At 42.4% G+C, this 26,122-nt stretch carries 26 protein-coding genes and 2 pseudogenes; 17 read left to right on the top strand and 11 right to left on the bottom strand.

All coding sequences use genetic code 11. The features are described 5' to 3' along the window. Positions 1-145: 145 nt before the first annotated feature. The 3 genes from AC1U9U_RS07300 to AC1U9U_RS07290 are packed head-to-tail and all read left to right on the top strand — an operon-like array spanning position 146 to position 3,379. Complete coding sequence (locus AC1U9U_RS07300) at positions 146-1,399, top strand: site-specific integrase (RefSeq protein WP_479959891.1); 1,254 nt, start codon at positions 146-148, stop codon at positions 1,397-1,399. Next, positions 1,389-2,357, top strand: coding sequence for a tyrosine-type recombinase/integrase (locus AC1U9U_RS07295; protein WP_479959890.1), 969 nt, complete (start codon positions 1,389-1,391; stop codon positions 2,355-2,357). The genes AC1U9U_RS07300 and AC1U9U_RS07295 overlap by 11 nt, the downstream gene beginning before the upstream one ends. Next, on the top strand, positions 2,357-3,379 hold the full coding sequence (locus AC1U9U_RS07290; protein ID WP_479959889.1) for a tyrosine-type recombinase/integrase: 1,023 nt from the start codon (positions 2,357-2,359) through the stop codon (positions 3,377-3,379). Before AC1U9U_RS07295 ends, AC1U9U_RS07290 begins: the two co-directional genes overlap by 1 nt. A gap of 61 nt (positions 3,380-3,440) precedes the next feature. On the opposite strand, the gene AC1U9U_RS07285 is transcribed toward AC1U9U_RS07290, so the two are convergent. Next, the gene (locus AC1U9U_RS07285; protein ID WP_479959888.1) at positions 3,441-3,818 is read right to left on the bottom strand and encodes an ATP-binding protein; all 378 of its coding nucleotides are present in this window, start codon (positions 3,816-3,818) and stop codon (positions 3,441-3,443) included. Next, complete coding sequence (istA, locus tag AC1U9U_RS07280; RefSeq protein ID WP_479959887.1) at positions 3,802-5,280, bottom strand: IS21 family transposase; 1,479 nt, start codon at positions 5,278-5,280, stop codon at positions 3,802-3,804. Before istA ends, AC1U9U_RS07285 begins: the two co-directional genes overlap by 17 nt. Before the next feature lie 472 nt (positions 5,281-5,752). Here istA and AC1U9U_RS07275 point away from each other — a divergent pair, with 472 nt between their 5' ends. Continuing rightward, complete coding sequence (locus AC1U9U_RS07275; protein WP_479959886.1) at positions 5,753-6,802, top strand: D-alanine--D-alanine ligase family protein; 1,050 nt, start codon at positions 5,753-5,755, stop codon at positions 6,800-6,802. 61 nt (positions 6,803-6,863) lie between these two features. On the opposite strand, the gene AC1U9U_RS07270 is transcribed toward AC1U9U_RS07275, so the two are convergent. Both AC1U9U_RS07270 and AC1U9U_RS07265 read right to left on the bottom strand, forming a co-directional pair. Continuing rightward, a complete protein-coding gene (locus tag AC1U9U_RS07270; protein WP_479959885.1) occupies positions 6,864-9,272 on the bottom strand; it encodes a hypothetical protein in 2,409 nt (802 codons plus the stop codon). A 37-nt stretch (positions 9,273-9,309) separates the two neighbouring features. Next, positions 9,310-10,239, bottom strand: a complete 930-nt coding sequence (locus AC1U9U_RS07265) for a tyrosine-type recombinase/integrase (RefSeq protein WP_479959884.1) — start codon at positions 10,237-10,239, stop codon at positions 9,310-9,312. 274 nt (positions 10,240-10,513) lie between these two features. Between AC1U9U_RS07265 and AC1U9U_RS07260 the strand changes: the two are divergent. The 4 genes and pseudogenes from AC1U9U_RS07260 to AC1U9U_RS07245 all read left to right on the top strand — a co-directional run. Further along, positions 10,514-10,644, top strand: a pseudogene (locus AC1U9U_RS07260) (UDP-glucose 4-epimerase GalE); the annotation flags it as partial. Beyond that, the gene (locus tag AC1U9U_RS07255; RefSeq protein WP_479959883.1) at positions 10,607-10,765 is read left to right on the top strand and encodes a hypothetical protein; all 159 of its coding nucleotides are present in this window, start codon (positions 10,607-10,609) and stop codon (positions 10,763-10,765) included. The pseudogene AC1U9U_RS07260 and the gene AC1U9U_RS07255, both read left to right, overlap by 38 nt. Positions 10,766-10,898: 133 nt before the next feature. Next, entirely contained in the window at positions 10,899-11,366 is a 468-nt protein-coding gene (locus AC1U9U_RS07250) for an Ig-like domain-containing protein (RefSeq protein WP_479959882.1), read from the top strand. An 18-nt stretch (positions 11,367-11,384) separates the two neighbouring features. Further along, positions 11,385-12,227, top strand: a pseudogene (locus tag AC1U9U_RS07245) (Ig-like domain-containing protein); the annotation flags it as partial. 245 nt (positions 12,228-12,472) lie between these two features. Here the strand turns inward: AC1U9U_RS07245 and AC1U9U_RS07240 are convergent. Further along, a complete protein-coding gene (locus AC1U9U_RS07240; RefSeq protein ID WP_479959893.1) occupies positions 12,473-12,733 on the bottom strand; it encodes a type II toxin-antitoxin system RelE/ParE family toxin in 261 nt (86 codons plus the stop codon). A gap of 49 nt (positions 12,734-12,782) precedes the next feature. Then, entirely contained in the window at positions 12,783-13,151 is a 369-nt protein-coding gene (locus tag AC1U9U_RS07235) for an AbrB/MazE/SpoVT family DNA-binding domain-containing protein (RefSeq protein ID WP_479959881.1), read from the bottom strand. Between the two features lie 706 nt (positions 13,152-13,857). On the opposite strand from AC1U9U_RS07235, the gene AC1U9U_RS07230 reads away from it, so the two are divergent. Both AC1U9U_RS07230 and AC1U9U_RS07225 read left to right on the top strand, forming a co-directional pair. After that, positions 13,858-14,037 (top strand): hypothetical protein, encoded by a 180-nt coding sequence (locus tag AC1U9U_RS07230; protein ID WP_479959880.1) that lies wholly within the window; start codon positions 13,858-13,860, stop codon positions 14,035-14,037. 18 nt (positions 14,038-14,055) lie between these two features. Further along, the gene (locus AC1U9U_RS07225) at positions 14,056-14,577 is read left to right on the top strand and encodes a hypothetical protein (RefSeq protein WP_479959879.1); all 522 of its coding nucleotides are present in this window, start codon (positions 14,056-14,058) and stop codon (positions 14,575-14,577) included. 142 nt (positions 14,578-14,719) lie between these two features. Here the strand turns inward: AC1U9U_RS07225 and AC1U9U_RS07220 are convergent, their stop codons facing one another. Further along, positions 14,720-15,088 (bottom strand): helix-turn-helix domain-containing protein, encoded by a 369-nt coding sequence (locus AC1U9U_RS07220; RefSeq protein ID WP_479959878.1) that lies wholly within the window; start codon positions 15,086-15,088, stop codon positions 14,720-14,722. Positions 15,089-15,231: 143 nt separating this feature from the next. Here AC1U9U_RS07220 and AC1U9U_RS07215 point away from each other — a divergent pair, with 143 nt between their 5' ends. From AC1U9U_RS07215 to AC1U9U_RS07205, 3 genes are all read left to right on the top strand, one after another. Then, complete coding sequence (locus tag AC1U9U_RS07215; RefSeq protein WP_479959877.1) at positions 15,232-15,465, top strand: helix-turn-helix domain-containing protein; 234 nt, start codon at positions 15,232-15,234, stop codon at positions 15,463-15,465. A gap of 278 nt (positions 15,466-15,743) precedes the next feature. Beyond that, positions 15,744-17,978 carry an aminodeoxychorismate synthase component I gene (pabB, locus tag AC1U9U_RS07210; RefSeq protein WP_479959876.1) on the top strand — a complete coding sequence of 745 codons (2,235 nt, stop codon included), beginning with the start codon at positions 15,744-15,746 and terminating at the stop codon, positions 17,976-17,978. A gap of 118 nt (positions 17,979-18,096) precedes the next feature. Then, a complete protein-coding gene (locus AC1U9U_RS07205) occupies positions 18,097-18,903 on the top strand; it encodes an aminotransferase class IV (RefSeq protein WP_479959875.1) in 807 nt (268 codons plus the stop codon). A 122-nt stretch (positions 18,904-19,025) separates the two neighbouring features. On the opposite strand, the gene AC1U9U_RS07200 is transcribed toward AC1U9U_RS07205, so the two are convergent. The 4 genes from AC1U9U_RS07200 to AC1U9U_RS07185 form a co-directional block, all read right to left on the bottom strand. Continuing rightward, positions 19,026-20,534: a VanW family protein gene (locus tag AC1U9U_RS07200; RefSeq protein ID WP_479959874.1), complete on the bottom strand. Its 1,509-nt coding sequence runs from the start codon at positions 20,532-20,534 to the stop codon at positions 19,026-19,028. Positions 20,535-20,791: 257 nt separating this feature from the next. Continuing rightward, a complete protein-coding gene (locus AC1U9U_RS07195) occupies positions 20,792-21,367 on the bottom strand; it encodes a bactofilin family protein (RefSeq protein ID WP_479959873.1) in 576 nt (191 codons plus the stop codon). 2 nt (positions 21,368-21,369) lie between these two features. Then, on the bottom strand, positions 21,370-22,293 hold the full coding sequence (locus tag AC1U9U_RS07190) for a peptidoglycan DD-metalloendopeptidase family protein (RefSeq protein ID WP_479959872.1): 924 nt from the start codon (positions 22,291-22,293) through the stop codon (positions 21,370-21,372). Positions 22,294-22,310: 17 nt separating this feature from the next. Then, entirely contained in the window at positions 22,311-22,652 is a 342-nt protein-coding gene (locus AC1U9U_RS07185; protein ID WP_479959871.1) for a LapA family protein, read from the bottom strand. Positions 22,653-22,897: 245 nt separating this feature from the next. Between AC1U9U_RS07185 and AC1U9U_RS07180 the strand changes: the two genes are divergently transcribed. The 4 genes from AC1U9U_RS07180 to AC1U9U_RS07165 form a co-directional block, all read left to right on the top strand. Further along, the gene (locus AC1U9U_RS07180; protein WP_479959870.1) at positions 22,898-23,980 is read left to right on the top strand and encodes a SpoIIE family protein phosphatase; all 1,083 of its coding nucleotides are present in this window, start codon (positions 22,898-22,900) and stop codon (positions 23,978-23,980) included. A gap of 25 nt (positions 23,981-24,005) precedes the next feature. Beyond that, on the top strand, positions 24,006-24,455 hold the full coding sequence (locus AC1U9U_RS07175; protein WP_479959869.1) for an ATP-binding protein: 450 nt from the start codon (positions 24,006-24,008) through the stop codon (positions 24,453-24,455). A gap of 20 nt (positions 24,456-24,475) precedes the next feature. Continuing rightward, the gene (locus AC1U9U_RS07170; RefSeq protein WP_479959868.1) at positions 24,476-24,778 is read left to right on the top strand and encodes an STAS domain-containing protein; all 303 of its coding nucleotides are present in this window, start codon (positions 24,476-24,478) and stop codon (positions 24,776-24,778) included. 33 nt (positions 24,779-24,811) lie between these two features. After that, a partial coding sequence (locus AC1U9U_RS07165) for a methyl-accepting chemotaxis protein (RefSeq protein ID WP_479959892.1) occupies positions 24,812-26,122 on the top strand: 1,311 nt, incomplete at its 3' end.

Genomic DNA, 26,122 nt, shown 5'->3' with positions numbered 1-26,122 from the left:
GGCAATTATGCAAAGTATTTCGTTATGTAAAGTTCAACCCTAAAAGTCTTTCAGATTAGGTTTTTCTTACATTATAACTTTACATAATCAATTAGAATTGAATTGAAATCTTAGTGTTTCAATTCAAATTTTAGGGGGTTATGTAATGAGCCATCAAGTGTTGCCAATAGAAGAATTGGTTGCTACCGTTTTAGCAAAGATGAACGAATTGAATTACGCCAAAACATCCATAACGAATTACAGGCGATTTTTTAGCCGAGTCATTCGTTTTGCCAAGGAAAGGGGGGAAATCTATTACAGCGAAGAACTTGGCAGTGACTTTTTGAAAAAATATTATCACTGTCACATTGATACCATTCATGAAGCAGCCCCTACTAAGAGCCTTCGAACTCAAATTAGATATGTCCGCGTTTTGGGAGATTTTCAAATTCATGGTGTTATTCTCAGAAGAAAACTGGGTCCACTTGCGGCATCTTCCTGTCCAATCCAGTTTAAGGAAGGATTTCAATCGTATTGTCTTGAATGCCAAAATCGGCATTTTTCTGAGCAGGGCAATTATTCCCGGATGAATCGCATTAAGCATTTCCTTTTCTTCTTAGATGAGCAAGCCATTCAATCCTTTAACTCTATTACACCGGCATTCTTATCAGATTATGTTAAGACGTTTGTAAACCTGAAAAGTAAATCGGTTAAAACCAATCTTGTCGCAATGAGATGCTTTTTACGCCACTTATATCTTAACGGTTTTATTCAGAAAGATTTAGCGGATATGCTTCCAAAACTGAAGGATTATTATGCCCCAGGCATTCCGCGTGTTTGGAAAGCGTCTGAAATAAAGATCGTTCTGGATACTATTGACAGAGGTAATCCCACAGGAAAACGTGATTATGCCATGCTCCTCTTAGTTGCTCGACTGGGTTTAAGGGCTTCCGATTTAAAGTCAATGCGCTTGGAAAATATCCGTTGGAACACCAATTCACTAGAAATTGTACAACACAAGACAAAGGCTCCTGCTTCCTTTCCCCTTCTAAGCGATATCGGATGGGCGATTATTGATTACCTTAAGCATGGAAGGCCCCAAACAGAATCTCCCTTTGTATTTGTGAGACACAATGCTCCTTTTGAAGAGTTTGCACCTAATGCGGCCATAAGCAGGATTTTAGTTAAATATATTCGTGAAGCGGGTGTTAAAATCCCAAGAGATATACCATTGGGTCTTCATTCGTTGAGACACACCTTGGCCAGCACTCTTTTAGAACAAGATGTGCCACTTTCAACTATCTCGGACATATTAGGACATATGAGTGTTAAATCAACAGATATCTATCTGCACATTGATTTTAAAAGGCTACAGGAGTGCGCGCTTGATCCTGAGGAGGTGTTTGATTATGTCAGATAACACGCCTTTCCGGGAAGTTATAGATAATTTTATTGCTGAAAAACGGGCTGTTGGCTATAAATATATAAAAAATGAAAGCCGGCTTCGTCATGTGGCCTTGTTGCATGAGCAAATGGGTTACCATGAACCTGTTTTGACAAAGGATTTGGTTCTTAAATGGACAGAAAAAACTCTATATGAAAAGGAAAACAACCGTCTTCACCGGATTAGTGTAATACGTGGCTTGGCGGAATATATGCAGCGTATGGGCTATCATGCATATTTCTTTCCTTTTAGAAGTGTTCCATATAAAGAAGGTACTTACGTCCCGCATATTTTTTCAAACAAAGAGCTGTCTGATTTCTTCAAAGAAGTAGATAAATGTACTTCTACTGAAACTACACCTTTTCGGCAGATTCAATTTTCGCTTCTTTTCCGCCTGCTATATGGAACTGGCATGCGTATAAGCGAAGCCCTTTCCTTAACAAAGGACGATGTAGACTTAAAAGTAGGTACTGTATTTGTCAAACAGACGAAATTTGGGAAAGAGCGTATTCTGCCACTTGCTGGCTCACTAATAAAGCGAAGTAAAGACTATGCAATACAAATGCAAGTTTATCCAGTATGGGATAAATCCATATATTTTTTCCCAAACAGTATCGGAACGAAATATGATGAGGGTTCTATATATCATCATTTCAGGAGATATTTATGGAGGGCTGGCATCTCTCATGGCGGAAGGGGAAAGGGGCCGCGGGTACATGATTTTCGCCATACATTTGCTGTCCATTGTTTGCGCAACTGGGTAAGGAAGGGTAAAAATCTTACAACTGCGTTACCGTATCTGTCAACATACATGGGGCATGTCGGGTCAAGAAGTACACAATATTATCTCCGGTTAACTGCAGAACTGTATCCAGATATTGTTTTAGGGCTTGATGCTGCTTATGATTGGATAATACCGGAGGTAAAGCCCTGATGGAGAATACAGATTTCGCTAAATTTCTGACAAATTATCTCTCAAAATATCTTCCGGGTCAGCGCAATGTCAGCGAAAATACTATTAAATCATATCGAGATACATTTAGGCTGTTTCTAATGTTCTGCAAAGATGTGAAAAATATTGTCCTTTTAAAACTGACAATGACCATGATAACTGATTCTTTCATCAATGAGTTTCTTGACTGGATTGAAAAAGATCGTGGCTGTGGAATTACTACCAGAAATCAAAGGCTTGCGGGTATACATTCCTTTATCCGTTTTGTACAGATGGAATCACCGGAGAATTTACTCATATATCAAAAAATCCTTCACTTACCGCTAAAAAAAGGAATCCATAAACCAATGAATTACCTGTCTCCAGAAGTCCTATCAGCTATTCTTGCTGAACCAAACATAAACTCAAGAAATGGCAGACGTGATTTGGTTCTTTTGACACTTTTATATGATAGCGGTGCCCGTGTTCAGGAAATAATTGACTTGCGAGTCCGCGACATTCGTATCGAAAATCCAGCTACCGTAAATCTTTTTGGGAAAGGAGGGAAAATAAGATGTATACCCCTTATGACAAAAACTAAATCGATGTTGGAAAGCTACCTAAAGGAGCAATCTTCGTGGCAGCGTCCAGAGAAACTTGATTCTCCAGTTTTCTTTAATAATAGGCACGAAAAATTAACCCGAGCAGGTGTCTCCTATATCATTAATAAATATGTAGAAAAGGCAAAAACCCATACCGATACATTGTTTCCAGACACAATATCGCCACATGTTTTTCGGCATTCGAAAGCTATGCACATGTTACAGGCAAATATAAACCTAGTATATATCCGAGATTTCCTTGGACATGTAAATGTAACGACGACTGAGATTTATGCCAAGGCTGACGCCAAAGCAAAACGGGAAGCTTTGGAAAAAGCATATATAAGTGTAACCGATAAGGAATTGCCTGAATGGACCGAAGATAAAGATCTAATGAGCTGGTTGCAGTCCCTTTGTAACTAAATTTATTATGTAAAGTCATAGAAAGTAAAATAGCTCAATTATTGCTAGAATGCCTATGACTTTACATAACGAAATACTTTGCATAATTGCCTGTGCCCGATTGTCCTACACATATGACATTTTCTCGCTCTTGGATAAATTTGCATTCGGACAGGGAAACAATCTTATGTTTAGGGACTTTAGGAATACTGGTAAAGTCAAATCCTTCAATAGTCTTAATCTCTTGGATTCGAGATTGCTTTAAACGTGTGGATAATCGTTTCTGTGCACGAACCTCAACTTCTTTAGCTAAGGCTGCGGCTAAAAAGGAAGTAGGTGTTTGGTTTTGAGCCATGGCATCCCGGGCTAAATCTCTAAAATGGGCCTTAAGGCCAGGAAGTTTAAGCTGCTTACAGTAGATATCGACCACGGCTTCCTTTGCGTCAAGCAACTCCGTCATGCTGTGCCCCTCCCATCAGGTGATCATATTTAGCAGGCGTGTCCACCGGTACATCTAAATGGGCTAGGGGAGACTTCGTTTCTTTAATCGAAACCTTAGAGGCACAAGAGCGTAAAGTTAGAATCTGGCGTATCGACTCTTGAGTTGGGCAGTGTTGCTTAAGACCTTCTTCCACGGCTGTAAGTACATCTTCAAAGCGAAACTCAAGATTAAGCAACAGGATCTTTGCAAACTCACGGTATCCTTCGGGGTTTTTGTTACAAAGCTGAACTCTGAGTTTTTGGTAAACTTCAGGAAGCTTTCTGACCACTAAAGCATTTTTAGCAGCTCGCGGTTTAGTTTTAATGATGGGCAAATAATGTTCTAGTTTCATCACTTTCTCACCACGGCTGTAGGAACGCTCATGAACAGTGACCAGCTTTGAGGAGTCATACACCTCAATCCGGTCAACAAAGGCTTCCACTCGAAGATGGCGATTCCCGTATTCAACCGGCACAGAGTAATGGTTACGATCAAGTTGAAAAAGAAGTAATCGGCTTGTGGAAACCATATGAGTTCGTGAGCACTGAAAGGGTACAGAAGGAAGAGGTCTAAGACCTTCTCGTTCTTGCTCCCATTCCTTGAGCCGGGTCTGGCGTTGTTTCTCACACCAACTAAGAAGATGCTCATTGAGCTCGTCAAGGGAATTGACGTGAGGAACTGGAACCATCGCATTACGCCGCACAAACTTGACGAGATTCTCAACGGTCCCTTTCTCGTTTCCACTCGCCGGATTACAAAAGTCACTGTCAAATAAGTAATGGGCTCGTAGACTTGAAAAGACAGTATGTTCTTGGCGATGTGGACCTTTAAGAATCTTGGTTACAGCGGTTTTAGGATTGTCATAGACCAAGCTTGATGGAACTCCTCCCAACCACTCGAAAGCCCTTTTATGCCCTTCAAGAAAGGCTTCCAGTCTTTCCGTAGGGAAGGCCCAAACAAAGGGTACGAGGCTTGCTTTTAACCTCAGACAGAACAGGCATACTTCAGTATATTTACCGTTGATATAGACTTTAGCTCTGCCCCAGTCGACCTGGGCTTGCTCACCCCAATCAGCAGTTAAGGGGATGAACATCTCAACATGTTTCTTCTTTTCTTTTTGAACAAAGGTCCTGACCGTAGATTCTCCTCCTGTAAATCCATGTTCTTCTCTCAGGCGGTCATAGATCTTTCTTGCTGTATGTCTTTGTTTAGGAGGTGCGGATTCGTCTTGCTTTAGCCACTCACGAATAATCTCTTTAAACGGCTCCAAAACGGGTGAGGGCCTCTCTTTAGTAAGGTTATATTGAGGTATATTGGAATCTTTAAGGGCTTTTCGTATGGTCTGCCGGGCTATATTTAAGTTGCGACTAATCCTCCGGATAGACCACCCTTCAATAAAGTACTTTTTTCTGATATACTCTTTATCGACCATCTCTAGCATGTCCTTTCCCCCTGTGCGATTGTTGTCTTAGCAACTCCAATCATACAGGATTAGGCTCTAGAGGTGGTCAACTTTTTGGTTAGCAAAGTGTATTTTGGTGGTCAACTTTTATGTTAGCACTACTATCTGAGCCGGGAGCACAACAATATCGCCGGTTTGTAGAGGGAGCCAACCATTTTTCCGTTGACATGTCCATGATTTATAGTAATAGGAGAATACTTTAATGGATTCGACAAACTATTACATAATAATCAATCCAAAGGTGATATACTATGCTTCATAGGACATCTAAACCTTTATTGGGGTCTTTTGCAAGCTCAGTAATACCAAGGCTTCCAGTGATATATTAAAATTTGTACGTATCTCCTACGAAGATATCGGTAATTTGGAGTAGAGTTGTACTTTGCTGAAGTTTGCAAAGCTAATTTTAATAAAGGATAATATGTAATTATTCCTTATCAGGGGGGTTATAGTGCTTGATAAGCTTAAGATTCTGTGGGATGAAACACATAAAGAGCTGATGAATAAGTGCGTCTTTATTGTCTGCAACACAAAGTCGGGGAGCCGCATTAGCATACCGAGTGAGTCGAAAATGAATACTGAATATTTTTCAGATGACGAATTTGAGGAAATTGTAGGTATGTTCAGTGCTCTTAACATACCATTGTACTTTTTTACATATGAGGATGACTTCTTCTGTCATGTGCTGAATAGCCCTAATAAAAATTGGTCGGACTTCTTAGTTTATAATGCAGCCCAAAGTGGCGTCGGTCCTGGACGAAAGTCGCTCATACCCGCATTTTGTAATTTGCATCGCTTAAAATGTACAGGCTCAAACGCATATGTCGTATCCCTTTGTAGACACAAATACCATGTTAATAAACTTCTTGCGGTGCACGGTGTTCACGTACCCCAAACATGGCTTTATTTTGATGGATGGCATATGAACGGCGCGCCTCCCGAAGGGATTAAAATCATAATTAAGCCAATCTATGAATCGGCAAGTATAGGTATTGAAGAGAACGCCGTTCAAATATATGAATCGCATACAGATGTACTTATCTGCGAAAAAACGCAAACCCACAGGCAACCTGTTATAGTGCAGGAGTTTATAGATGGTTATGAAGCGGAAACCCCACTCGTGCGAATTGAAAACGTAACATATTTATGTGAGCCGATCGGAATATCTGTTGGTAATCAACAGTTTCTCGGAGATAATTTCCTTGACTATAGGCGTATCTATTTTGATCAGTATGATTTTTATGATTTTGCGTCCGCATTTCATTTTACTCCTGCTATTCAGGAATGTGCAAAGACTGTGGCGACGATTCTTGGTATGGAAGGTTTATGTAGGGTTGATTTCCGAATTAAGCCTGACGGGACCTTTTACGTTACAGATGTTTCAACAAATCCCCACTTTGTTTCTCATAGCTCCGTCAGCTTTGCTTTTAAAAGAAACGGTTTTAACACATCACATATTGCTAAAACTATATTAGGTGCGGCAATAAAAAAGGTTAATTGAAAATATTAAAGTTTTATGAAGCGGCGTCTGATGGAGTTTTGGCGGTACTAGCTAGCTAATACTATGGTTCCGACCAGAATTGTATATCCGAATAGAGAAAACCTCGTCCGCTGAATGCCCATTGTGTTTTTTCTGGATGCTTCTTTAAAAGAAATGTATCAAAAGCGCAGGGATTTGATATCTTTTTACGCTTCATAGTAGTAATCCACTCTTTTGTACGTTCTCTCAGATAGTATTTTTCGGTTTCTTTAAACAGTGCGGGCGGTTGCGTGCAATATTTATCTAACAAGGAAACCGCCTCATCTGCGTGCCCCTGCAAATAATGTACAGCCGCAAGGTTCGCATATACATAGTAAAGGTAATAATCATCTGAAAGCTCTCTGGACAATTCCTCCAACTTTACAAGCTTTTTTGCCGCCTCTTTCAAATGACCGCCGAGAGCCAAATATATCGCGCTGTTTAATTTTAAGATGATTTGCCAGTCACCGAAATCTTCATTCTCGAGCAGCTGTATCATCTTTCCATATGCGTAGTGGGGTGTAATTTCGCCTGATAAAACCCCACAGAGAAAATAGTTATTTAGTATATATTTTGAATTGATGGTCGTGCGGTTGCTCTTTGCAATAAATTCCAATGCCTCTGCAAGGTAACTCCTTGCTTCAGAAAAGCTTCCCAGTACAATCAGATTGGCTGAGTGATTATTCAGCGCCATAAGGTACTGTGATGGATATATGCTCTTGCGGAAGTATTCCACGCTGCGTTGCGTTTTCACCACAGCCTTTTCCACCGAATAGAGCGCACCATGCTTTCGTTCCAGCGCATGCAGCCCTTTCTTTGCGAACGGGGAATAGCCTTTACTTGTATAGTAATATGCCAACTCTGAACTGATTTTTCTAGCCCTCATGATATCCCCAGTTATATTTACAGAGAACGAAATGAGTACCATTTGACAATCGCACCATACGCCATCCTCTAAGTTGCGCGCGTACTCGGCAGCTTTTTCAATGGCCAGCATGGCGGTTTGCTGATATTCTATCGTGTCCCCGGCACGGTGCATACATATTCCTTTTAAATATTCTGTGAGCAGGCGTATCCGCGGAGTTGTTAGTATTGGCATATCCTCAAGCACTTCCAGACATCTTTGAAATTCAAGAGATTGCACTAGGCTATAATATTTTTTAAGATTCGTCCAGACAGTGCTCAGTCCGCAAGCTTGTGTCAGCTCGTTGAGCTTTTCGGCCAAATCTTCTAAAGGTGTAATGCCTTCCTGATAAAAGTTGTTATACGCCAGAAAGTAGAGCTCACAAGCCTCAGTAGAATTGTCGGCTTGTTCGAGGTAATATGCGCGGCTGTAATAGTCGTATGGATTAAAGAAATAAATTGCATCCGCTATCGTGTTGGAGATTCTTTGCAGATTCTCATGGGATACAAAATGTAAAAAGTACGCCCATATTTCTGGATACTTGAATTTACCTGTTGTTGAGGTGCAGTTGGTCAGGAATTCTTCATCACTCTTTTTCAGTATTTTCTCACATGTTTCTGGCTGGTTGACCGCTCTTTTCAGCAAAGAAATCGCAAAGCTATTTCCAATCACAGCAGCCGTTTCAAGAACAGCTTTTACTTCATAACCACTCTGCCCCAAGCGTTCCAGTCTATCATTCAAGGCAGCATCAATCGCATCTTGGCATGCGCGATCAATCTGTGTAGCACCATTTTCTAACAAATACCTTGCCAACAGATCGATAACGGATAATCGTCCACCAGCTAAATGAAACAGCTTGTCCTGTTCTTCCGGTTGCAATCTTAAAGAAGGGGAAAATTCTGAGAGAATTTCCTCCATATTATTGACATCGGGATCAGATAACGTAAGATCAACATGCTCATACATGATTATATTGCTGTAGGCAGTCAGTTCGTCCTCCGTATCGCACAAGAAGACATATTTTGCCCCTGAAAGAAAAGAATAATCCTGATCAAGCTGACCGGATACCAAGAGCTCCGTTAAGTTTTTAGAGGCCGAATCAAAATATGGATATCCGAAAAAAAAGAATACAGGTATATTTCCTCCGACCACTCTGCCATATCGTAAAATCAATTCATTTTCATGCTCGCTCAGATAAAGAGAATGTGCTTCTCTCGGTTTCATGATATTCTCATAAATCTGTGCTAAAGTGTCAGATTGTGTGATATCCTTTATAAATGCTTTTGTTACTCCTGTCCCGATACCAGATGTAGCTGTAGTTCCATCTGCAGCACGTAAAAATGGCAATAGCGGGCTTTTTAAAGCCGGATTGCTTTTGGACACAAAAAAAGTGGAAAGTCCCGTATTATACAGGTAATCATAAAATGCGGTAAAGACGTGATAGGGAGAAGAGATGTCTTTACTGTATATAAGGATAATTCGATGTGAATAGGCTTTCAGCAGACTTTCAAAATCGTTTTGCTGCCACGAAAAAACTGTATGATCCATATCTGTGTGTCCGCATATAATCTAGGATAATTACATATTATCCTTTATTGAAGACGATCTTATTGCGGGGATGTTTAGTGGCCAGAATATCTTTCTGCTTAGCTGATGTGACATGGGTATAAATCTGGGTAGTAGTAATTGAGCTGTGGCCCAATAGCTTTTGAATATACCGTATATCCACATCCTCTTCCAAAAGTAGGGTGGCAAAGGAGTGGCGGAACATATGCGGGGTGATATGGAGTGAGATTCCGGCTTTCTCCACGTAATTATTGATCATAAACCGGACGGATTGTTCTGATAAGCGGCGTTTTAGTCTGTTGACAAAAAAGAAGCCGCTTTGCTGGATCGTATCAGAGAAGCATTGATAATAGGCTGAGAGAGCTGCCAGGACATCGGTATTGACGATTTGCACAATCCTTTCTCTGGCTCCTTTTCCGGTAACACGGATGGTTTGATCAACCAGATCAATATCACCTTCCGCCAAGGAGCACAGTTCCGATACTCTTAAGCCGGTTGCGAATAACAGCTCCAATACGGCAATATCGCGAAGAATTGCATTAAGTTTATATTTAGTTAAGGCAGGAGAAGAGGCCTCTTGATAAGCACGGGACAAAATCTCCTGTAAAATATTAATCGGTATAGTCCGGGGCAACAGAAAAGGCTCTTGAAATTTGGCATTGATTTTCTTAAAGGGATTTCGGTCGAGTATTTCCTCGTATTCAAGGTAACTGAAAAATGCTTTTAAACAAGCGATTTTGCGCTTAATGCTTTTCGGTTTATACAGTTTGTGAAGTCGAGTAATATAGACAGAAATACCGGCTTTGCCAATCTCTAAGCCGTTTTCTTCCATGAAATTGATGAATTGGTTTAAGTCGATTGCGTAAGCTTTTATAGTTTTTGGGTTTAATTTTTTTTGGTAAGAGCAATATTCCAAATAGGCAGTGCTTAGCTTTCTTATCTCTTCCATAATTATCCTCGCTCCTTAGATATAGTCTGAAGATATTATGGCTGATAGGTTTGCTAATGTCGAATAGTGTTGAAAAAATGAAGGCGGCGATCCCATCAGGGGTATTTAGAACATTTAGCTGATTCTCCTTATGTAGGCCACTGCTTTCGAGCATTATTTATGGGATGAAGTGGATAAACTGGATGAGGCGGGACAATGCCTGTTGATCACAGGTAATTGACTCAGTTAGTTTTAAGCCATAAAGAGGCTAAAAATTATTAGTAGTACCCCATAAGCAGGGTATCGGCCAGTCGTACTTGATAGCCTAGTCACTGGACATAGAGATGCTATTGGCAAGGATATTCCTTTTTTCAAGGGGATATAGCCGATGAAGGTTTTGTTGCGGAAATCGTCCAAAAGGAAAAATCAGTACCTAGCGGCCAAGGAATTAGCCGATAAGCTTCATATTGATACCATCGATGTCCTCAACATGGACGATAAAAGGCTTGGAGATGATTCCCATTCTCAGAGGGGACTATATGGATAGACTACCGAATTAACCTTTCAGCCAATTAGATGTGAGAGAAGGTATTTAAGTAAAAAATATTGGAAACCACCCCATAAAATACCGTTGTACTTTCGTATTAACTAGTGAATACGATTTGAAGGAGGAACACTTAGTGAAACGAAAGTTTAAAGCATTATTCTCAACGGTCTGTATTGTGAGTTTATTCCTATCTTCTTCATTGCCTGTGCTGGCAGCACCCCCATCTTGGGCACAGTCCCAGGTAAAATCTAACCAAAGCATTGCGAAGGATAGCAAAACCCATAAAGTATCTGCCATAATTTTAAAAAAGAAAATGTTCCTTAATGTCGGGGATAGTGCTACCCTGGCCGTGAAAATCGCTCCCTATAAAGCGAATCAAAATGTCACTTGGAAGTCCAGTAACACAGCAATCGCAACGGTTGATGCAAACGGAAAAGTCGTCGGTGTCAAGGCTGGAACAGCATATATCACTGTAACAGCAGAAGATGGAAGTAAGTCGGCAACTTGTAGGGTGACGGTAGCCGATTCTCAAGGAACCGGGAAGATTAGTGTAACAGCTGTAACCTTGAATCGCTCCACGCTGAATCTGTCAGCGGGATGATCAACAGGGACTTTAACAGCCACTGTATCCCCTAGCGACGCAACGAACAAGAATGTAACCTGGACATCCAGTAACTTAGATGTGGCAACGGTTAATAGTCAGGGTGTGGTGACTCCCTTGGCCCCAGGTGTGGCAACCATTACGGTCACAACCGTGGATGGCTTAAAGACAGCTCGCTGTACCGTAAATGTAGTAGCACAACCCATCATCAGCAATGTAAAGATTTCCTCAAATAACGCTGATACGACAAAAGCTATGAATGGCGACACCATTTTACTAACCTTTACATCCAGTATACCTGTGACAAAATTAAGTAACTTCAAGATCAATGGGAGTAACCCGGATAGTTTCGTTGAAGTCAAGAATAACGACGGCACTTACACTTATATTGCCAGACACTTAGTGGATTCCGGTGATCAAATTACCGGTGATCCTGCAACCTTCCAAATTAATGTAAAGAACGCTGCCGGGATCTACTCTCAGACTATTGAAGCGACATCTGATGGAAGTGCAGTTACGATAATTCCTAAATATGCCAGAGTTTCTAAAGTAACGATTTCTTCAGATAATGCGAATCCCACCAAAGCTACCATCGGCGATGTAATTACTCTAAGATTTACTACGGATGAACCTGTGACCAAACTTAGCAACTTCAAGATCAATGGGAGTAACCCGGATAGTTTTGTTGAAGTCAAAAATAACGACGGCACCTACACTTATATTGCCAAACACTTAGTGGATTCTGGTGATCAAATTACCGGTGACCCAGCAACCTTCCAAATCAATATCAAGAACGAGGCCGGCATTTACTCACCAACAGTTGAAAAAACATCAGATGCCAGTAGCGTGACTATTCGATAATTTCAGCAGTGAGCTGTTGGCCAATCGATTGAGCAAAGGAAGTCTGGTCGCTCCTATGAGAGACCAGACTTCGCTAATTTTCTCGAATGAGGGGTTCATTTGTTTTCCCCCCTTGATTATAGTTATGACTTGCCTTAAAGGGCCTGTCTTTCTATATATATGCACCTTGTTGTCCGTTTATGGTGAATAGATCATATAAACTAGCTGTATATATATGAAAGAACCCTAGCCACTCCTATGAGCGACTAGGGTTCCCCTAAAAATTGTGGCTGAATTGCCTTGTACGACTGAAAGAAATTCTCACGGGTTCCGGCAAGAAGTACAATTATCTTTTTCCCGTTAACTTCGCTGATGGTGTAGGCAATTTCATAATTTACACCCTTATAGTTTACATCAAAGCCATAGATGCCTGCTAAATCACCACGTTTAGGTTGACCAATGTAAAGATTATCGCTTAATTTGAGTAAAGCTGTCTTGTAGGCATCCCTTAAAGGTTTTTCCTTTATTTTTTGAAAAAGCGTTCAGCGGCGGAACTGAATCGTATTTCATACATGTTCAGTCCTCCGAACCAAAGATATCACCGAAAGTCGCAGCAGTTTTTTCACTAGCAGCTATAGCATCCGCTTCTTCAAGTATATTAGTAATAGCCTTCTTAATATTTTTACTTTCTACTTCAAAACGCTTTACTAACTCATCGCCTGAATATCCCTGGGAAACTAGGTCTTTGAGTATTTCAACGGAAAACTCACCGGGTTCTCTATGAAGAGGACGAATTACAATGGCACCATCCTCTAAGGAACATTCAACTTCACTTTCGAGATCAAGATGTTTATAAAATCGCAAAGGTATCGTGATTTGTCGCTTTTTAGAAACGTTTATTATCTTACGATTCATAACATCACACTCCGTCGCCATCGTGGGCATAGATGTAACCTCTCCTAAAAGTATATGCACAATTATCTAATAAATACGTATATCTTTGAATTCCTACAATAAATATAACAAGGAAACCAAGTAATTTCAATTAATAGTTTACGGAGGTAATTCTTATTCTTAGAGGGGACTATGTTTGCGATAGCATTCGCGACTTTAATAGTTTTGCTAATGGAAGTAATGAAAAAGAGCAAGTAGCCCATCCCTAGCCAAGGGAGCTATTTGCTCTTCAGAGAAGTGCCGCTCACCGCGGTTTTGTCTCGCTGGAGGAAAATCTATACGGATCCTGATGAGTTTGTTGAAATAAGGAAAAATGGATTAGAAAGGAATAGCTAAAGTACTTTGGCTTAAGGTCGTTTCTTCTTAGCTTAAATATAATCAAATAGTTCCAAACTTATGAAAATTACAAATAAATTATCCGATAAAAGAGGATATTATATCCCTTGTATCGAATCATAAGTGCAAACAAACGTTTGCTTTAGGCAAAACGTTGTACTATGGTGCGAACGAAAGGGGTATAGGATATGGAATATCAATTTCGCGATCCAATTCATGGGATGATAACTCTGAATGAAGGGGAGTTGGCAATTGTAAATTCCTCTCCTTTTCAACGGTTAAGATATATTCGTCAACTTGGAACATCCTATTTAGTATATCATGGAGCCGAGTATCCGATAGCAAAATTAACATAATCCGTGTGTATGCCAATAAAGAGCATTATGTTGCTGATGGGGTAAATGCTTATAGGGCAATAAAGGATCATATGGATACTGTGGATGACAGGTGGCAAAAATTTGTACATGAAATAGAGAGTGCTCAGAAAATATATAAAGAAATGGAGACAAAAAAGGAGGCATTAGGAAGGCGTTTTAAGTAATTAATTGGAGGTATGGATATGGAGAAAAAGGCTTTTTTAACAGCTTTGATTAACCAATTAGGTGAGATTAATGGAAAGAAATCACTACAAAAAATGGTGTATCTGGCAAGGGCTTTTGGTTTAGAGACAGGGTATTCTTTTCGCTTTCACTATTATGGTCCTTACTCGGACAATCTCGCCGCTGATTTTGAGGATTTACTGGAAGACCATCAGATAGGCTTAGTAGAAAATAGCAGATATAAGTATTGCATATCCGACTCTTTTTCTAAGCATGCTTCAGAGCAGGAAGGGTTAGGGGCTAACGAACAGACCAAGATTAGTGAATTAATCAAGATTTTCGGAAGTAAGTCTCCTTCGGATTTAGAATTATACGCTACTATTTACTTTATCGACCATAATGAAAAATATGTTTTAGGCAATAGTTCAGTTAAAGATGTCTTGGAGAAGACGCATAAAGCTAAGCCCAAATATTTCATGGCGGAGATTGAAAAAGCCTACGAAGAACTCAATAAATGGGCTTTGCTATACGAATTACATTGAATATACAAGCCAATCACTAAAAAGTGGTTGGCTTTTTGCATTTTAAAGAAGGAATTTTGGTTAGGGTATAGAATATATATTCTTAAATAGAATGGGTGTTCGGAATGAGAAGAGAAGGTTTATAGGTTGAAGGGCTTTGTTCTTACTTTTTCTGTAGACGGGAAATGATGTCTATCAATTCACTGAGCAGTTCAGGGGTCAGCCCAGCGGCCTTAGCTTTTTGGAGGAGGGGAAGATAGGCAAGATCTTGTTCCTTCAAATACATACGAGAATCACTTTTGCTTTGTTTATACAGTGAGGGATAACTAGATGGGTCTGATAAAAGGTAAGAAACGGGGACATCGAGAGCCTTGGCTAAACGGTAGACAGTATCGATACTAGTAGACTGGCGTTTTCCGGTTTCAATCTGGCTTATGAGACTGCGGGCAACGCCTGATTGCAGAGACAATTCAGCAGCACTCAAGTTCTTCTCTTTTCTAAGTTCTTTTAGCCTTTTTCCAATTTCGAGCACAAAATCCCCTTCTTTGTTGTTAGTAGTGATGTAGGAGTACGATTCCTTTCTTGAAAAAGACAGAGTATCCTTTTATTATTTGCAAAATTAAACATTTTATGCTATAATGTTCACAATATTGATCAGAAAGGGGATGTTTTCTAATGAATAAGAAGAACAATTTGCGAGAATGGCGGCTAGCCGGTGGTATGACTTTAAAAGAACTAGCTAAAAAAACTGGGCTAGACTATGGATATTTGCTCCAATTAGAAAAAGGTTTACGTAAAGGGACTCCGAATACTTGGATTAAGATTGCAAAAGTATTGGAAATTCCTCCGAAAACCTTCTTTCCCGATGAAATTAAGGAATCTAGAGCCCGCTATTCATATCGCTGTTAATATGTTCCACCTCATTTTCCTGCAGAGTATAACGGAAATCACGCATTGATAGACATTCAATAACGGAGTATTCGCCAAAACCAGAGAAACCTAGTCGCTCATAAGAGTGGCTAGGTTTCTTGATGTTAATTCGGGTTTAACAAAAACTTCTAGGTTGTATAGCTAAGCAAATAAGCAATATTTTAATGAAATAACAGGAGTTTAGGCGGAGTGTATAGAATATTCTGGCTTATACTATTTGCTGAAAAAATGCTGACATTGAAGGGAGTCTAGCCGGTTTGATCTTTATACTGGATAATTTTGATTCTTTTACCTTTAACCTTTACCAATATTTTGGGGAATTAGGTGAGGAAGTTGTTGCACTTCGCCGTGATCGATGTACGATTGCAGCTATAGAAGAGTTTAAGCCGGAACTGATCGTTATATCTCCGGGGCCTTGTGCACCCAAGGATGCTCAGTTTGCCTTGACGGTAATTGATTATTTTAAGGGAAGGGTCCCGATTCTCGGGGTGTGTCTGGGGCACCAAGCCATCGGTGAGATCTTCGGGGGAAAAGTTATTCGGGCTAAGGCACCTGTCCACGGCAAGGTCTCAAAAATTAGCCATGATGGGCAAGGTGTGTTTGCCGGTCTGCCTAACCCCTTAACTGTTACCCGCTATCATTCTCTGGCCTTGGAGCGAGAGAGCTTACCGGAAGAGTTCCTGATCACGGCTGAAACTGCTGATGGCGAGATCATGGGAATTCGCCATCGGGAACTGCCTATTGAAGGGGTGCAATTCCATCCGGAAGCTATTCTTACAGAGAAGGGGCATGAACTACTGGCTAATGCAGTAAATAATGCTCGAGCTTGGTGGAAAGCACAAAAGCAAAATATGCGTTGTGGTTCTATTCATTCAACTTGGGTTACCAAGGAGTTAGATTTAAAAGTCTCACCCCTAGAGCTATTGGCGGCCTTTAAGGAGTGTGAGTATCCTTTTTTCCTTGACAGCGGTAATCGCTACGGAGATTTAGGTAAGTATTCCTTTCTCGGGGCTTTTCCCTTTTTGCAAGCCAGTGCTTATAAGGAATATGTAGAGGTAAAAAGTTTGGAAGTTGATATATCCTTTGCCGATGGGGTGGCTGGAAAGATTGGCCAATTAAAAAATATGGGGGCACGGGACAGCATATTTAAGCAAGAGTGGATTTCTTATCAAGGAAGAAGTTCTTTACAGATTCTCGATGATCTAATGGAGCGATATCGGGTGCCCAATCCTACCGAATTCCCTTTCGTCGGTGGAGCTGTAGGGTTTTGGACTTATGATCTTAAAGACGAACTGGAGAATATGTCTCAAAGTGCCGTCAATGATCTGGAGATCCCTTTGTGGCGGTTTAGCTGGTATGACGGGGTCTTGGTTTATGATCATGAAAGTGCTCGATATACCCTGCTGGCCTGTGGCATGACCGAGTCCGGTGAATGCGTTCGCTCTTTAGCAGAGGCGAGAGTGGAGCGGTTACTAGGTGTGATTAATAGGTTCTTTGAGAATTATGATAGGGTATATAGTAAAGAACCTGATCAAGAGCAGCGACCTAATAAGAGATGGGAAGGCCATGAAATACCGAGGCAAGGCCTTGATCTGTCAGGTAGGAGCTATGAAGAAAGTGTGCGAAGTATTGAATTACAGGGGTTAAGCAACGAGGGAGAAAATAACACTTCTCCTGCCTATCTTACTGTCTCCAAAGAGCAGTACCTTAAGGACCTCCAGCGAGTGATTGATTACATCTATGCGGGAGATATTTATCAGGCTAACCTCACTCAGCGTTTTCAGATTCCTTATCACGAGGATCCCTTTGAGTTATACCAAGCACTTCATGCCTGCAATCCCGCTCCTTTTGCGGCCTTTTTGCCCTATGGGGATTTCCAGATTCTCAGCAGTTCCCCGGAGAGGTTTGTCCGGATTAATGCGGAAGGGCAGATCGAGACTCGCCCGATTAAAGGTACTCGCCCCCGGGGTAAAACCCCGGAAGAAGATGAAGCCTTGGCCAAAGAACTGCAGGAAAGTATAAAGGACCGGGCAGAGCTTACGATGATCATTGATCTTCAGCGCAATGACTTAGGCCGTATCTGCCGCTATGGGTCGGTGCAAGTGACGGATCTGATTCGCTTGGAAAAATACCCTACTGTATGGCATCTGGTCTCTACTATCGTGGGCCGGCTTAAGCCTGATCTTAAGGTCAGCGAGATCCTTAAAGCTATCTTTCCCGGTGGGTCTATTACCGGAGCACCGAAGATTCGGGCGATGGAGATTATCGAGGAGCTGGAACCCTATAAGCGGGGACTGTATACGGGAAGTATCGGCTATATCGGCTTTGATGGAGCTTGGGATACCAATATCGTGATTCGGACTATTCTTTTAAAGGATGGCTATGCCTACTTCAACGGTGGCGGGGGAATTGTAGCTGATTCAATCCCGGAAGAGGAGTACAAGGAGTCCCTGCAGAAGGTTAAGGCTTTGCTGCGGGTTTTAGGGGAGTAATCCTGATTGACAGATCAGGTCTATGTCATCCTGAGTGTTTAGCGAAGGATCTAGGACCAAAAAGAAGATCCTTCATTTCGTTCAGGATGACTAGAAAATCGAAGGGGCTGATGGGTTTTTGAAAGATATAAATATTAATAGTGATGACCGTTTAGCCCTTTTCGGCTACGGCCTCTTTGAGACTCTGCGAGTCAATGAGGGACAGATAGAAGTCCCCTTGCTTCATTATGAGCGAATGAGCAAGGGGACGGCAATACTTGGTCTTGATATGCCAGATTATGAGGTGTGGTTGGCGGGGTTGTTGGAGGTCCTGCATAGGGTAGGTCGGAAGGAAGGACGAAACTCAGTCTATGCTCTAAGAGTTACCCTAAGCGGAGGGGCAGGGCCGGAGCATCCTTCTCAATGGTTTTATCATCTCCGGCCTATTCCATATACCGAAAGGGACTATGCGGAAGGTATACCCGTTATTCCCCTAAGACGTCCCCGGAATGAGTATTCCCCCCTGGTTCAAATTAAAAGTACTAACTATATGGAGAACATCTTAGCCAAAAAGGAAGCGGAAGCACAAGGAGCAAGGGAAGGGATCTGGCTCAATACCAAGGGGTATTTGGCTGAAGGGACTATGAGCAATTTATTTTTTGTTAAGGACGGGGTCTTATATACTCCCTCTTTGGGCTGTGGTTGTTTGCCCGGTACCCGCCGCCGGTTGGTCCTGGAATGTGCTCGAAGGCTTGGTATCCCTTATGAAGAGGGAGAGTTTCCTTGGGAATTCATAGAGGATGCCGAGGAAGTCTTTTTGACTAACGCCTTGATGGGAATTATGCCGGTGAGTCAGGTCGGTGAGCAGAGAATTGCCCTAAAGGATTCTATTAAGGATTCCCCTAGGGCGAGAATCAATGATTACTATCGTACTAATTTTTATTAGAACTTTTAAAGGTTTTCCTCAATATTTCTTGCGCTAGACATTATTCCTTTTCCCGATAAAAGCAATACATATAAAAAATCCGACCGTCTTTTGGGGATGGTCGGATTTTTTATAATTATAATTTAGCTTTCACTTCCCGCCGGGGAACCTTCCAGCCCTTGTTCTGGTGCATTACCCGGCTCTTGTTCCGGATTAGAGCTTGGTGTCTCGGGCTCTGCCGGAGAGTTTGGTTTGGGCTGCTCCGGCTTAGGCTGTTCCGGTTCCGGTTTTGGGTCCGGTTTAGGTTTTGCCGGCAGCTCCGGTCCTTTGACAATGATCTGAGGTGAAGGGACATAGGTACTTCTGCCTAAGCTTTGAGTCTCCACTACTTGGCCGTTAACCTTGACGATCCGGGTGGCAGTGGCAACATAGCCGTTTTGGCCGTTTTGCTTGATGATTTGGGTGCCGGGGGCAAGCTTCGGATCTACGGTGGTTTGAGTTTCAAAGGGAATCACTTTTTCCACATGATTGGTGATGCTTATCTCCTGACCGGGTGTACTTTTACCGTAGAATTCGATGGTCACGAAACCATTGCCGACTTTGGAGCGAAGAAGGAGGTAAGCATCCGTATTGTTATTAAGCTTCAGGTCCAGTGCCCCATAGACAACAGTGGCATCTTGACCTAGGGGAACATAGGCTACGGCTAAGCCGTGATTAGATCTTTCATCAATTTTAAGATTCGCCAATAGTCCGGCATTATAGAGGGTGCTGGAGACCTGACAGATCCCACCGCCCAATCCGGGAACGAACTCACCGTTCACGACAATGAGGGCATCTTGGTAGCCTTTATCCCCGGTTCGTTCCCCAACGATTTCGTTGAAGGAGATGACTTTGCCAGGTTCAATCAAGGCTCCATCCAACGCCTCAGCGGCAAGGCGAACATTGGCGGTTCGCTCGGTATTGCTTGCGTCAAACCAGGTGGTATATCTGGCAATTAAGCCGTCAATTTTTTTGGCTTCCAGATCCGCTGTGGTAACCGCAGGTTTTACTTCCTGTAGGTCTACCTTAATGGGAGCGGGGTCTTGGAAGAGTTGAATTTCTTTAATCTGAGCAACCAATGCTTCTATATCAATGGTCTGGCCCATTTGCGACCGCTGGATATCCATCAGGTTCTTGTCGTTGATCTTAAAGGCGGCATCTACAGGTTCCTTCTCAAATTGGGTCATGCTCTCCTTGAGAGCTTCTGTGAGCTTTTGTTCATCCCAGCTTAAGTTTAGATTGAATTGGGCCGGTTGGGCAGAAGTGGCCTTCTTGGTTCGGGCAAAGATTGAACTTTTGCGACCGATCTCGTAAGCTTCTGCAAGGGGTTTATCCACATCGACTTTTGGTTCTAGTTCCGCCAGGGTGACCTTGACAGCTTCTCCATTTACTTGGAAGGTTAGAGGCTGGGCCAGCCACTGATCAATTTGGTTATTGATCTTTTCTTCGGCCTGCTCTTTGGTAAGATTTCCTACGTCAACACCGGAGATCACGATGCTCTTATCCATGAGATGATCATCTGAGGCGTATAGCATAAAGTTAATCCCTAAGGTAATGGCTAAGGTGAAGGTGATAAACAGTAAGGCAAATAATACATATTTCTTGGTTTTCAAGTCTTTTCCCCCAAATAATTATCAAATTAGCTTTTGTAAAAAAGTGCATTTCATAATTATTCTCCGTAAAAAGGCAATTTCCTCTATATAAAAAATTCCTTGCTCCCCATTTTTTGATACTAGAAAGAATATATTTTACAGCCGGTAAGAGGATAAATAAAGACCCTTCGTTATCGCTCAGGATGGCGCATTAGGATTGTCCGCCTGAACAAAGTGAAGGATCATCTTAAATCTGTTTTTATGTGCTGCTTTACACCTTATCTACGCCTGGTTTTAGAGGATTTGCTGAAAGCAACGTTTTTGTTTGGGGTTGTTTCATTATCCGAGGAGGATTCCGCGGTATCGTCTTCCAAAGGATCTAAGGGCTTTAAGATATTATCTACATCGATCTCCGTGGCGGATTCCTGTTCACCGGCGGCTGCCGCGGGTAGCTCTGCTGTGGCATAAACATCCTGTTTAACATCGTCTAAGCGACGGCTTGTCCCTATGAATTGAGCTCCTTGGTCGATCTTCAACTGCTTGCTGAAAATATTCCCGTTCAGACGGGCGGAAGAACAAAGTTCCAAGGTCTCTTGGGTAATTACATCCCCTCTGACTTCACCGGAGACGCTGATGGAGTTAGCCTTAATATTAGCGTTGATTACAGCACTGGGACCGATTATCAAGTCCCCGTCTAAGATTATTTGGCCCTCGATCTTGCCATCGATACGGGCATTGCCTTTTAAGCTAAGCTTGCCATTGAATTCCGCATCGGCAGCAATATAGGTAGTCTCACCCGCACCGGCTTGAAAGGAACGGTCGTTGCGTTTCGTATTTTCTGGTTTACCCCACATATTTATTGCTCCTTTGTAAAATTTGTGAATTGCAGAGGATCTACGGTTTTGCCATTAATCCGGGCCCCATAATGGAGATGGGCACCGGTGCTGCGGCCGGAGTTTCCGCTATAGGCGATTAGTTGGCCTTTTTCTACTTTATCTCCCACTTCCACAAGCAAGCGGGAGTTATGGGCATAGATGGTTTCGATTCCATCGCCGTGTTTTATTTCAATCAGGCGTCCGTAGACCCGGTCGAATCGGGCAACGGATACTACTCCTGAGGCGGTAGCATAGACTTCGGTACCATAGTCACAGGGAATATCCACGCCATTATGAAATTCACTGGACCAACCGCCAAAAGGGTTTTTGCGATAACCAAATTCAGAAGCGATACTGAAGTCTACCTTGACAGGCAGGATGCTGGGAGTACGTTCGATTTTATCCTGATACGCTAAGGCCAGCTCGTAGTAATCCTCGAGAAGCTTACGTTCCCGAGAGATTTGCTCCGGGTCGTTAATGGTTTGAGGGGCCATAGGGGAAGTCCCCCGGCTCATTTCCGTAGTCGCAGCTGCCGTCATCGAGGCGGTGGGTGAAAAAGCAGGACTCTCCTTGGGGTCTAACTTTAATATTGAGGCCAGCTTTAATTCCAGCTCCTGGATATGGGAAATATCTTGAGCCATTTGCAGGGACTCGGTCCTGAGCCGAGCGATTTCCTGATCTTTTGCTTGATTCTCAGCCATTAGTTCTTCAACAGCCGCTAATTGGGATTGTTGGGCTTCCACTGTATGGGAGAGGTAAAGGTTATAGGAAAATAGTCCTCCGATCAGGACAGCGAGGGAACATAATCCTGAGATAAAAATACGCTTTCCCTTCAGGGTCATTTGAAATTGCTTAGTGGGGCCATGATCCGGGGGGATGATTAAGAAGGTATACTTATTTTTCACGAGCTCAAATTCCTCCGTTAACTTGATGTATCAGATTCCGTGGGGGACTCCTCTGCCAAGGCAGGACCGGTTGGGGAGGGTATATTAGCCTTATTCGCCCCTTCCTTCGCCTTGGCTTCCTCTCTGACTTTGGCTTCCTCTTTGGCTTTCGCTTTGACTCTGCCTTTTAAGCGGAACTCACGCCAGATGGCCATGAAGAAGACAATGAGGGCTCCGGCTAAGGCTGAACCCAAGATGACAAGTACTAATGGAACTTCGGCCATATACCATAAAAGATTAATGGTTACGGGGGCGGCATTTTGCACGGCAAATATAGCTACGAATAAAGCGACCAGCAGGGTGAAAATTAAGAAAATCATCTTAGCACCTTTCCTTTATTCAATTAGTGATTGTTTTAGGGACCACCCTTCTTTTTCGACCTTATCTACTGAGAATCCTGCTATTTGAATGGGAATCAACCAATAAATATTTCAAGTTACTATAGTTGTTTAGCAGGAATTAATCTAAAATTGCGAGAAGATATTACTAAATAATATATAAATTTTTACCAAAAAGAACAAGCGGAAAAGCGAGGGCCGTATTTTAGTACTGTGAGGAGTTTAGAGTGAAAAAGGAAATTTATGATGAATCCACCCTTCACCTTTTTGCCTGGGTTTTTGAGTATTCTCAGGAAGGAATTTGCATTACTAACCCTCAAGGAAACATTTGCTATGTTAACCCAGCTTTTACAAAGACCACCGGTTATACCTTGGATGAAGTCCTTGGCAAGAATCCCAGGATTCTCAAATCAGGTCGGCAATCCCTGAAATTTTATACAGATATGTGGCGGGACCTAACACAACAGGGACGGTGGAAAAAGGAAATTTGGAATAGGCGCAGGAATGGGGAGATCTATCCGGAATTATTGAATATTTATGCCATTCGCAACGAGAATTCGATTCTTACTCATTATGTAGCGATTTTTCGAGATATTACAGAGGATATGAAGATTCGTAAAGAGGTGGAATTGGCCGGTCAGATTCAAAAAAATATTCTGCGCGGGGATTTTTTCAGCGACAAACTGAAGATGAGAAGCATTTATCTGCCCTATCATCATTTAAGCGGTGATTATTATGATTATCGTTGGGACGAAAAAAATCAGATTTTGAAAGGATTCCTCTTTGATGTCATGGGTCATGGGGTTGCCACAGCTTTGCAAGTAGCAGCGCTAAGGGTATTGTTCCGTCAAGTGGTTGGACGCAATATTTCCTTGCCTGAGAAGGTGGAGTGGATGAACCATGAAGCCAAGAGCATTCTCCCGGAAGATTCTTTTGCGGCGGCAATTTTTTTTGATATTGATTTGGTTCAAGGAAAATTAAGCTATGTTATGGCCGGAATTAATCATTTCCTAATTAACAATAGCGAAGGTGGGATGGGGACTAAGGTTATTAGTCAACCGGGACTCTTTTTAGGAATCTCGGACCACGCGGAGTTTGAAGAGCACGAGTGTTCCTTAAAGACCGGGGATAGTATGATTTTCCTCACCGACGGGTTTTATGATCTCATCCAGGAAAAGGATTGTCCTCTTCAAGAGATGAGCATTAAAAGTGTGATGAATTGGTTGGATTCTTTTGCGAAAGGAAGGGACCTAACGGATGATGCCACTGCTTTAAAGTTCACCCTTAGTGGTTGTTGCAGTGGAGTGTGATAATTAAAGAGGGTTGGTGAAGGAGATGCGGCAAAAACTAATGCGTAAAACCTTCTACTCGGTGCAAGAGTATCGCAACTTTCGGGAGCAAATATGCCTATGCTTGGAGAAGGCGTTGGGGAAACGGGGGGAGAACGAACTTTCCGATGCCGATGTGACCATGCTGGAGATTGCCCTCAATGAAGCAGTAAATAATGCTTTTAAGTGCGCGTTAGAAAAAGTAGCCGAACCGGCAGTAACCTTAAGTATGTATTTGTTTCATGCCAATATTCTACTTATTCGCGTTAAGGATAATGGGAGTGGTTTTTGTGCAGACCAGGTTATGGCGAGGATGTACGCTTTGGAGAAAAGTAAAGCAAAGGAGTGGGAATGGGGAGAGTCCGGCCGCGGGATTTTTATAATGGGAGCGGTTATGGATAAAGTACGCTATAATGCCAAAGGGAACTCGGTAATGCTTATGAAAAATTTGTCGTGATAATTTGAGGAGGTAGGTTAATGTCGATCGGTATTCGTGTTGATAAAAATGAGGTATATGTGGAATTAGAAGGTAAGATCTATGTCGAAGATGCGGCGGTTATGCGAGAGAATCTTATCGAGCTTGGCGAGCAGGGGAAGTCTCGTTTTATTTTTGATATGCAAAAGCTTACTTATATCGACAGTTCGGGATTAGGTGTTTTAGTGGCTATCCACAAGCGTGCTATTGAACGGGGCGGCGGGATTACAGTCAGAGGACTCCAAGGGGCAGTGAAGGAACTTTTTCAATTAACCCGCCTTAATAAAGTTTTCGAGATAATTTAAGTAGTTTATGAAAAAAGAGGTGTCGACATGAAAATGGGGGTCCGCTTCCGTGTTCTCGGCGGGTACTTGGGGATAATTGTCATCTTCCTAGCTGCTATTCTGACCACGTTCTTATTTCAACAAAAGGTTAATACAGGGGTAGATGAAATTTTACAACATACTGCTATCATGAATCTAGCTCAGGAAATAAAAACGGATATTGCTGCGGCGGATAACAATCAGGATCGTTCCACTTATGCCGGCACAGAGAATGAACGGGAAACTTTTAAGACAGCCTATGATCAAGGGTTGGCTAAGATTAAACAAAGCCTCACGGTGATGGAGAGTTATGAATTGACAGCCCGGGACCGGGCTGATCTTCAGCAGCTGGATACCCTTTTGGAGACCTATACTTCAGAGAGCAGCTGGGGATTAGGGCCCTCAGCGGAGCCGATGCTGGAATGCTTGAGTGCCGTCATTGAAAGGCAGAAGGAAGAACTGGCAGTTAATGAAGAAGCTATTCATCATAATATTGAATGGGTAACAAAGATTAATATCCTGGGAACCTTGGTGGCTGCTTTAGCTGCGGCGGTTATCGGGTATCTGCTTACCCGCTATGTCCTCAACGCTATTAATCAGCTTCAAGAGACAATGAGCAGAGCCGGTCTCGGGGATTTGACCGTCTTGGCACCGGTGAAATCCAGTGATGAATTCGGGGACTTGAGTGCGGCTTTTAACGTCATGATTACACGTTTAGCCGATGTAGTAAAAAATGTACGGCATCTTACGGAAAACTTGGCAGCCACTGCTGAGGAATTGGCTGCCTCTAGTGAGGAAGCATCGGTAGCTGTTAACGAAGTAAGTCAAAGTATGCAGAATGTTGCCGGCGAATCCGACACTGGGGCCAAATCTATTGTCGAAGCCTCCCAAGTTCTTTTGGAGCTTTCCTCCTTAACTCAAATCGCCAAAAACCAAAGTCAAGCAGCCGCCAATAATTCAAAGCAGACTATGGAAACGGCAGAGCAAGGTAAAAACACGGTCAGCGATGCCATTAGCCGCATGCGGACCATTCACACCCAAACTTTGGAGACGGAAGAATTGATGCAGCAACTTAGTGAGCTCTCCAGGCAGATTGATTCCATAACCGTAACTATTACCGGACTGGCAGATCAGACGAACTTGCTGGCTTTGAATGCGGCCATTGAAGCTGCCCGGGCCGGGGAGTCGGGCCGTGGCTTTGCGGTGGTGGCTGAAGAAGTTCGTAAATTGGCTGAACAGTCCACCCAGGGGGCTAAGGATGTGGCCATGCTTGTCCAAAAAGTTCTTATTGGGGTGGATGATGTGGTAGGGGCCACAAAATTAACC

Source organism: Desulfitobacterium sp. (assembly GCF_982384815.1).
This window is presented reverse-complemented; position numbering and strand designations above follow the sequence as displayed.